This is a genomic window from Azospirillum aestuarii (assembly GCF_016632405.1).
In the GTDB taxonomy this organism is placed as follows: Bacteria; Pseudomonadota; Alphaproteobacteria; order Azospirillales; family Azospirillaceae; genus Azospirillum; species Azospirillum aestuarii.
The window spans coordinates 213566-222110 of record NZ_JAEPIV010000006.1 but is presented as its reverse complement, the minus strand read 5'-3'; the positions used below and the strand labels follow the sequence as shown (position 1 = coordinate 222110).

Sequence of the window (8545 nt, the reverse complement as noted above, 5' to 3'; positions counted from 1 at the left end):
ACGGCATCGGCGTGCCCGGCGCCATCGCCAAGGGCTCGCTGGTCGAGATGGCGCTCGGCACCGCGATCGGCGCCATCACCTTCACCGGCTCGATCGTCGCCTTCGCCAAGCTGCAGGGCCTGGTCACCGGCAAGCCGCTGGTCTTCCCCTTCCAGCACCACCTCAACGCCGCCCTCGGCGTGCTGACCATCCTGCTCATCGTCTGGCTGGTGCAGAGCAACTCCAGCGTGGCGATGTGGATCATCGTGCTGGTCGCGCTGGCGCTCGGCTTCCTGCTGATCCTGCCGATCGGCGGGGCGGACATGCCGGTGGTGATCTCGATGCTGAACAGCTACTCGGGCTGGGCGGCGGCGGGCATCGGCTTCACCCTGCAGAACAACCTGCTGATCGTCACGGGCGCTCTGGTCGGCTCGTCGGGCGCCATCCTGTCCTACATCATGTGCAAGGGCATGAACCGCTCGATCTTCAACGTCATCCTGGGCGGCTTCGGCGGCGACAGCGGGGCGGCCTCGGCGGCGGCGGCCGGCGGCGAGCGCGGCACGGTCAAGGCCGGCTCGCCGGAGGACGCGGCCTACATCATGAAGAACGCCCAGTCGGTGATCATCGTCCCGGGCTACGGCATGGCGGTGGCCCAGGCGCAGCACGCGCTGCGCGAGATGGCCGACCTGCTGAAGAAGGAAGGCGTCGAGGTCAAGTACGCCATCCACCCGGTGGCGGGGCGCATGCCCGGGCACATGAACGTTCTGCTGGCCGAGGCCAACGTGCCCTACGACGAGGTGTTCGAGCTGGAGGACATCAACCGCGACTTCGGCACGGCGGACGTGGCCTTCGTGATCGGCGCCAACGACGTGACCAACCCGGCGGCGAAGACCGACCCGCAGTCGCCGATCTACGGCATGCCGATCCTCGACGTCGAGAAGGCCAAGACGGTGTTCTTCATCAAGCGCGGCATGGCCGCCGGCTACGCCGGCGTCGAGAACGAGCTGTTCTTCCGCCCCAACACCATGATGCTGTTCGGCGACGCCAAGAAGGTCACCGAAGAGGTCGTGAAGTCGATGGAGTAACAGCGTCATAGCTGTGGAGTAGGATGAACCCCCGGGGCAGACTCGCCCCGGGGGTTCTTTTTTTGCCATCATAAGAAATGGAGAGAGGACGCCATGCCCGCCTACATCATCGCCGACGTGAACGTGACGAATCCCGCAGCCTACGAGACCTACAAGACGCTGACCCCGAACGCGGTCGCCAGGAATGGCGGGCGTTTCATCGCCCGCGGCGGGCAGGCGGAGGAGTTGGAGGGCGGCTGGCAGCCCAACCGCGTGGTCATCCTGGAGTTCCCGGACTATGCCGCCGCGAAGGCCTTCTACGACAGCCCCGAGTACCGCGAGGCGCGCGAGGCCCGGAAGGACGCCGCCGACTTCCGCATGATCGTGGTGGACGGCGCCTGACGCTCTCCGGAACAAGAAAAAAGCCGTGCGGGGCCGCACGGCTTTTTTTCCTTTGGAGAAGGGGGGTGCCCTTAAGCCTTCTTGATGCCGAAGCAATGCTCCGGGCCGGGGAAACTGCGGGCCTTCACCTCGGCGGCGTAGGTCGCGGCGGCTTCGCCGATGGCGGTGCCGAGCTGGGCGTAGCGCTTGACGAACTTGGGCTGGAACTCGCCGAACAGGCCGAACATGTCGTCGGACACCAGAACCTGCCCGTCGCAGGCGGGGGAGGCGCCGATGCCGATGGTCGGGACGGCCACATCCTCGGTGATCTGCCGGGCGAGCGATTCCATCGTGCCCTCGATGACCAGCGAGAAGGCGCCGGCGTCGGCGATAGCGCGGGCGTCGGCGCGGATGCGCTCCGCCGCTTCGGGATCGCGGCCCACCGCCTTGTAGCCGCCGAGCGCGTTGACCGACTGCGGCAGCAGCCCGACATGGCCCATCACCGGAATGCCGCGGGTGGTCAGGTAGGCCACCGTCTCGGCCATCTCCAGCCCGCCTTCCACCTTCACCGCCTGGGCGCCGCTCTCCGCCATGACGCGGGCGGCGTTGCGGAAGGCCACCTGCGGGCTCTCCTGATAGCTGCCGAAGGGCAGGTCGACGACCACGCAGGCGTGGCGCGAGCCGCGCACCACGGCGGCGCCATGGGCGATCATCATGTCGAGCGTGACGGGGAGTGTGCTATCGAAGCCGTAGACCACCATGCCCAGCGAGTCGCCGACCAGCAGCAGATCGACATGGGGGTCGAGCAGGCGGGCGACCGGAGTCGTGTAGGCGGTCAGGCAGACGATCGGCTCCCCGCCCTTGCGCGCGCGCAGCGCCGGCACGGAGACGCGCGGAGTGTCCTTGGATGCGCTCATTGGCGACCCTCCCCATTCTTTTCTTGGCGGACGTTCTTTTGTGCGGCGAAGCGGACCGCAGATGCACCAAAACCGCCCACGCGCAGACGCGGGGCGGCAGGTGCAAGACACAAGAGGGGCAAGCGCGCGAACGCGCATGGATGCCCGGCGCGCCGAAGCGCGCCTGTCAATCCGGCGCGAAACGCGCCTGAGGATTAATAGCCCTCGCGCTCCATACGCTTGCGGAGCAGCTTGCGGGTGCGACGCACCGCCTCAGCCTTCTCACGCGCGCGCTTCTCCGAGGGCTTCTCGTAGTTCCGGCGCAGCTTCATTTCCCGGAAAATGCCCTCGCGCTGCATCTTCTTCTTCAGCGCGCGGAGGGCCTGATCGACGTTGTTGTCTCGGACCAGAACTTGCACGTTAACTGTCACCTTTATCAAGTGAGCCGAGTTGCCATGAAGCAACAAACAGGCATGCGACAGGCATGCGCTTTCGGGCGCACCCCTTGTGTGGACCTTTATGTAGCACGGACGGGGCCGCCTGTGAAGCGGAGTCTTCCGATCCTGCGTGTCCCAGAGCGACAATGCGTGGGCAAAACGGTTGCCCGGCGGCCCGCGACGCCCAGATAATAGGGCATGGCCCTGTTGAAGATCGCCCGTATGGGGCATCCGGTGCTGCGCAAGGTCGCAGCCCCGGTGCCCGACCCGACGGCCCCGGAGATCCGGCGGCTGGCTTCCGACATGATCGACACCATGCTGGACGCGCCCGGAGTCGGGCTGGCGGCGCCGCAGGTGCACGAATCGCTGCGCATGATCGTGTTCCGCGTTCCCGCCCTGCGCTCCGGCGGCGAGTCGGTGGAACCGACGGTGCTCATCAACCCGGTGATCGAGCCGCTGGACGAGGGGCTGGAGCATGGGATGGAGGGCTGCCTGTCGATTCCCGAGCTGCGTGGCATCGTTCCGCGATTCGCGCGCATCCGCTACCGCGGCGTCGGGCTGCACGGCGAGCCCATCGAGCGCGAGGCGTCGGGATTCCACGCCCGCGTCATCCAGCATGAGTGCGATCATCTGGACGGCGTGCTTTACATCGACCGGATGACCGATCTGCGCTATCTGGCCTTCATCGACGAGGCGCATCACGTGACCGAGGCGCTGGAACAGCACGAGGGGAGAGACTGACATGGATGCAGCCTTGGACATGGACGCGGTGCGGGACGACATCCTGCTGTCCACCCTTCCCAACATCGTGTTCGACGGTTGGAGCCTCCAGGCGCTCCGCGACGGCGCTCAGATGGCCGGTTACGACACCGCGACCATGCACCGCGCCTTCCCCGGCGGCGTGCCGGAACTGGTTGAGCATTTCGGCGACTGGACCGACCGCCGTATGCTGGCCGAACTGGACAAGCACCCGCTGGACGAGATGAGGGTGGGCGAGAAGATCGCCTTGGCCATCCGTACCCATTTCGAGGTGCTGGAACCGCACATGGAGGCCAAGCGCCGCCTGCTCGCATACCTCGCCATGCCGCAGAATTTCGGCATGGGGCTGCGGATGCTCTACCGCACGGTGGACGCCATGTGGTTCGCGGCGGGCGACACGGCCACCGACTTCAACCACTACACCAAGCGCGCCACGCTGGCCGCGGTCCTCAGCTCCGCCACCTTCTACTGGCTGGACGACCGGTCGGAGGGCCATGCGGAAACCTGGGCCTTCGTGGACCGCCGGCTGGGCGACGTGATGAGCATGGGCAAGGCGATGTCCGCCATGGGCCGCGCCGGGCGCCTGCTCAGCCATCTGCCGAGCCCCGCGCGCTTCGCCCGTCAGATCCGCCAGCGCGCCGGCAATGCGCCGGTGGACACCGCGTCCGCCCACATGGCGGAAAACATTTGACGGTTCAGGCCTTTACCTTCTTGCGGGATGGCTTCTTGGCGGCGGCGGTGCGGATCGCCGCCGCCAAGGCCGGGCGGGCCCAGAGCAGCAGTTCGTCCGGGTCGTCCAGCGCCGAGTCGGGCGGCGGAAAGTAGGGCAGGACCGTCGGCTTGTCGTCGAAGGGCTTGAAGGGGCGAAGGCCCAGCGCCTCGTAATCCGAGCGGTTGCCGTCGTCGGCCTTGAAGTGCAGGATGTTGCGAGCGACCAGCGCGAAAACGACGCCGTCGCAATAGACGGCGTAGCCGCCGAACATGCGTCGGGCGGTGATGGCCCCCAACGGTGTCAGCGACTCGCACAGGAAACGGACGAGTTCGCTGACCGCGGCCACGGAGGGCCTACTTTTTGCGGAAGGCGTCGAGCGCCACGACCTCGCCGCGCTTCGGCTCCTCGCCGGTGCGGTCCGGGTCGGGCTTGCCGGCGTCGGACTTGACCGAATCGGTCTTGGCGAGCTTCGCGATGGACGGCTTCGCCCCGTCCGCAGCCTTCTTCTCCGGCGCCTCGCGCGCGGGGATGGTGGCGATCTCCGCCGATTCGGCGGGCTCCACGGGCTGGAACTGGAGGGCGAAATTCTCCGACGGATCGGCGAAGGTGGTGATGGCGGCGTAGGGAATGACCAGCCGCTCATGCACGTTGTTGAAGCTCAGCGTCACCTCGAAATGATCGTCGAGCGCCTCCAGCCCATAGAACTGGTACTGGATGACGATGGTCATCTCGTTGGGATACTGGGACGACAGATATTCGGGGATGTCGACGCCCGGGTAACCCGTCCGGAAGGTCAGGTAGAAGTGATGATCGCCGGGGAGCCCGCGGTCCGTCACCTGGCGGAGCGCGTCACGGACGACACCGCGCAGGGCGGCCTCGACCATGCGGTCATAACGCAACTGCTCTCTCGGCATTCTTGGGCGGGTCCTTAACGCCAGACGGGTAAGTGTGGGCCTTCTGTTGCTAGGCGGCCCACGGCCCCACCCTCAGGTGCTACCCATCGGGGATTGATTTCGGTCAGTTACCGCCGTTAGGCGGCAACAGCGACCGGAGCAACGTTGTCGTTGGCAACTATTGCAATGGCCCGATAACGGCGGAACCATGCCGGGCGAAGACCATGCCTTTACCACGCGTGTCGATCCTATTTCGCCCCCAACGAACCCGCTCCCTACGGCAACGCCCGAGAGACCGGTGGTTTGTTTGGTGGAGGCGCCGGGTACCGCCCCCGGGTCCACAACGCTTATTCCGCAAGGCGTTTATCGCCATAGTCGGCTGCTGCCGACGGACCCAATATAGGCCCTTCGCCCGAAGATGGAAAGGGGGTGCCGCGGATTCTGACCGAAGGCCCTTGCGAAGGGGGTGACTGTCCCGGTTCGCGGACGTAGAGTGCCGCCCGAATTCAGTCCCCGGAGTACCCATGCCGATCACGCCCGAGCAGCGCGCCGAGATCGACCGCCTGCGCGCCGTCACCGCCACCACCCGCCGCGCCACCGTCCCGGCCCTGGAGGACATCCTCTATGAGCCGATCGAGGTCCTGGACCACGGCTTCGTGCGCGTCGTCGACTACATGGGCGACGATGCGGCCGTCGTCCAGGCGGCGCGCGTGTCCTACGGCAAGGGCACCAAGAAGGTCACCGAGGACGCTGGCCTCATCAAGTATCTGATGCGCCACCGCCACTCGACCCCGTTCGAGATGTGCGAGATCAAGTTCCACGTCAAGCTGCCGATCTTCGTCGCCCGCCAATGGATTCGCCACCGCACGGCGAACGTCAACGAATACTCCGCGCGCTACTCCATCCTCGACCGCGAGTTCTACATCCCGACGCCCGAGAACCTGGGCGCCCAGGCCGTCGTCAACCGGCAGGGCCGCGGCGACATCCTCCAGGGCGACGAGGCGGCGGCCGTGATGAAGCTGCTGCGCGACGATTCGGAGGCGGTCTACGCCCATTACGAGGAAATGCTGAACCAGCGCGAGGACGGCACCACCATCGAGGAGGGCCGGCAGGGTCTGGCGCGCGAACTGGCGCGCATGAACCTGACGCTGAACTATTACACCCAGTGGTACTGGAAGGTCGATCTCCACAACCTCCTGCATTTCCTCAGCCTGCGCGCCGACCCGCACGCCCAGTACGAGATCCGCGTCTACGCGGAGGCCATGCTGGACGTGGTGAAGCGCTGGGTCCCCGCCGTGTTCGACGCCTTCAGCGAGTACCGGCTGGGCGGCACCCACATGTCGAAGACCGGGCTGGAGGTCGTGAAGCGCCTGCTCTCCGGCGAGGCCGTGACCCAGGAGGCCAGCGGCCTGTCCAAGCGCGAATGGCGTGAGCTGATGGACCAGCTCGGCCGCGCCGAATAACGCCCGTTCCAATCTCCGAAGGATCACCGTCATGACGCCGCCCCCGATGACTCCGCACGAGGCCGATGGACTTCACCGCCAGGGCCTCGTCGCGGCGCAGGCCGGGCGGTTCGACGAGGCCCTGGATCGGATCGGGCGGGCCATCGCCGCCTATCCCTCGGTTGCCGTCTGGTGGGCCAACTACGGGCTGGTGATGGAAAGCCTGGGCGACGTCGCCGGGGCGGCCAACGCCTATGCCGGGGCGCTGAACCTCGATCCGTCGCTGGAGATGGCGATGGACGGGCTGCTCACCATGGCGGAGGCGGTGCGCCGGGCCGGCGATTCGGCGCGCGCGGAGGCCTTCTTCCGCCGCGCCATCGCGCTGAACCCGAAGACTCTGGCGGCCGTCGCCAATCTGGGCGTGCTGCTGCGCGCCCAGGCACGGCGGGCGGAGGCGGTGACGCTCTACGGGCGCGCCGGGCGGCTCGATCCGGCCAACTGGGCGCACCCCTACAACCTCGGCAACGCTCTGGCCGAGATGAACCGAATGGGCGAGGCTGACGACGCCTATCGGGCGGCGCTGGCCCTCGCGCCGGGCCGGGCGGAGGTGCGGGCGAACCGCGCCACCCGCGTGCTCGCCATGCAGGGCCGGGCGGACGAGGCCCTGGCGGAAATCGAAGCCGTGGTGGCGCAGCACGGCAATGTCGATTCGCTGCACGCCTCGCGCCTCTATCTGATGCAATTCGTGCCGGGACTGACCATGCCGGCGATCGCCCAGGCCCACGCGGACTGGGGTGCCCGCTACCCCGACCGTCCGGCGCCCGCGGTGGCCGCTCCGGCGCCGAAGATCCGCATCGGCTATGTCTCGCCGGACTTCCGCGCGCACCCCGTGGGCTTCTTCCTGGAGCCGGTGCTGGCGAATCATGACCGCACGGCCTTCGAGGTCGTGTGCTACGCCAACACCGCCAACCCGGATTGGAAGACCGAGCGGCTGATGGCCCACGCCGACCACTGGGTCTGGACCACGGGCATGGACGACGAGGCCTTGGCCCAGCGCATCCAGGCTGACGGCATCCACATCCTGGTCGATCTGGCCGGGCAGACCTTCGGCAACCGCCTGCCGGTCTTCGCGCGGCGCGCGGCGCCGGTGCAGGCGACCTGGGCGGGCTATGTCGGCACCACCGGCCTGCCGACCATGGATTATCTGATTTCCGATTCGCGGCAGAGCCCGCCGGGATCGGACGGCTGGTGCATCGAGGGGGTCGTGCGCATGCCCGATGCCTATGTTCCCTGGGCGCCGCCCGAGGACGCGCCGGCCGTGGCTCCGCTGCCGCTGGCGACGCGCGGTGACGCCACCTTCGGCTCCTTCAACGCTCTGCCCAAGCTGAACGCGGAGGTCGCGGCGCTGTGGGCGCGCGTGCTGGGCGCCGTCCCCGGCTCCCGCCTGCTGCTGCGCACGCCGGGGCTGGACGATACCGGCACCGCGGCGCGCACGCTGGCGTTGTTCGAACAGGCCGGGCTCGACCCGGCGCGGGTGGATCTGCGGGGCGGGGCGCCGCACCGGGAGTTCCTGGCCGGCTACGGGGAGGTCGACGTGGCGCTCGACCCCTTCCCCTATTCGGGTGGTCTGACGACTCTGGAAGCGCTGTGGATGGGGGTGCCGGTGGTGACGCTGGGCGGCGACCGCTTCTGCGCCCGCCATTCGGTGACGCACCTCGCCTCGGCGGGGCTGTCCGATCTGGTGGCCGACGGGCCGGACGGCTACGTCGCAAAGGCGGCGGCGCTGGTGGCCGACCCGGCGGGGCTGGCGGCCTTGCGCGGCGGCCTGCGGGACCGGCTGGCGGCGTCCCCGGCGCTGAACGGCGTGCGCTTCACCCGCGCGCTGGAGGCCGCCTTCGGCGTGATGTGGCAGCGCTTCCAGGCCGGGCAGGGGCGGGCGAGCTTCGCCCTGAGCTTTGATTAAGCCAGCTTTGACTGAGCGG

General features: G+C 68.0%; 10 protein-coding genes and 1 other RNA gene. 6 read left to right on the top strand and 5 right to left on the bottom strand.

Features of this window, described 5'->3' with window-relative positions:
* On the top strand, positions 1-1064 hold a 1064-nt coding region (locus JJL56_RS14700; protein WP_200485500.1), incomplete at its 5' end, for an NAD(P)(+) transhydrogenase (Re/Si-specific) subunit beta.
* A 93-nt stretch (positions 1065-1157) separates the two neighbouring features.
* The gene (locus tag JJL56_RS14695) at positions 1158-1445 is read left to right on the top strand and encodes a DUF1330 domain-containing protein (RefSeq protein WP_145625616.1); all 288 of its coding nucleotides are present in this window, start codon (positions 1158-1160) and stop codon (positions 1443-1445) included.
* 71 nt (positions 1446-1516) lie between these two features.
* Here the strand turns inward: JJL56_RS14695 and panB are convergent, their stop codons facing one another.
* Both panB and rpsU read right to left on the bottom strand, forming a co-directional pair.
* Entirely contained in the window at positions 1517-2341 is an 825-nt protein-coding gene (panB, locus tag JJL56_RS14690) for a 3-methyl-2-oxobutanoate hydroxymethyltransferase (RefSeq protein ID WP_145625617.1), read from the bottom strand.
* A gap of 194 nt (positions 2342-2535) precedes the next feature.
* The gene (rpsU, locus tag JJL56_RS33685) at positions 2536-2739 is read right to left on the bottom strand and encodes a 30S ribosomal protein S21 (protein ID WP_012974546.1); all 204 of its coding nucleotides are present in this window, start codon (positions 2737-2739) and stop codon (positions 2536-2538) included.
* A 216-nt stretch (positions 2740-2955) separates the two neighbouring features.
* On the opposite strand from rpsU, the gene def reads away from it, so the two are divergent.
* Together def and JJL56_RS14675 are read left to right on the top strand one after the other, a co-directional pair.
* Positions 2956-3498: a peptide deformylase gene (gene def / locus JJL56_RS14680; protein ID WP_145625618.1), complete on the top strand. Its 543-nt coding sequence runs from the start codon at positions 2956-2958 to the stop codon at positions 3496-3498.
* A gap of 1 nt (position 3499) precedes the next feature.
* Positions 3500-4207, top strand: coding sequence for a COQ9 family protein (locus JJL56_RS14675; protein ID WP_200485499.1), 708 nt, complete (start codon positions 3500-3502; stop codon positions 4205-4207).
* 4 nt (positions 4208-4211) lie between these two features.
* Here the strand turns inward: JJL56_RS14675 and JJL56_RS14670 are convergent, their stop codons facing one another.
* The 3 genes from JJL56_RS14670 to ssrA all read right to left on the bottom strand — a co-directional run bounded on the left by JJL56_RS14670 (position 4212) and on the right by ssrA (position 5550).
* On the bottom strand, positions 4212-4574 hold the full coding sequence (locus tag JJL56_RS14670) for a TfoX/Sxy family protein (RefSeq protein ID WP_345772580.1): 363 nt from the start codon (positions 4572-4574) through the stop codon (positions 4212-4214).
* A 7-nt stretch (positions 4575-4581) separates the two neighbouring features.
* Positions 4582-5142: an SspB family protein gene (locus JJL56_RS14665; RefSeq protein ID WP_200485498.1), complete on the bottom strand. Its 561-nt coding sequence runs from the start codon at positions 5140-5142 to the stop codon at positions 4582-4584.
* 31 nt (positions 5143-5173) lie between these two features.
* Positions 5174-5550: a transfer-messenger RNA gene (gene ssrA / locus JJL56_RS14660) on the bottom strand.
* A 95-nt stretch (positions 5551-5645) separates the two neighbouring features.
* Between ssrA and thyX the strand changes: the two genes are divergently transcribed.
* Positions 5646-6584 carry an FAD-dependent thymidylate synthase gene (thyX, locus tag JJL56_RS14655; RefSeq protein ID WP_200485497.1) on the top strand — a complete coding sequence of 313 codons (939 nt, stop codon included), beginning with the start codon at positions 5646-5648 and terminating at the stop codon, positions 6582-6584.
* A gap of 31 nt (positions 6585-6615) precedes the next feature.
* On the top strand, positions 6616-8526 hold the full coding sequence (locus tag JJL56_RS14650; RefSeq protein WP_200485496.1) for an O-linked N-acetylglucosamine transferase, SPINDLY family protein: 1911 nt from the start codon (positions 6616-6618) through the stop codon (positions 8524-8526).
* Positions 8527-8545: the final 19 nt, after the last annotated feature.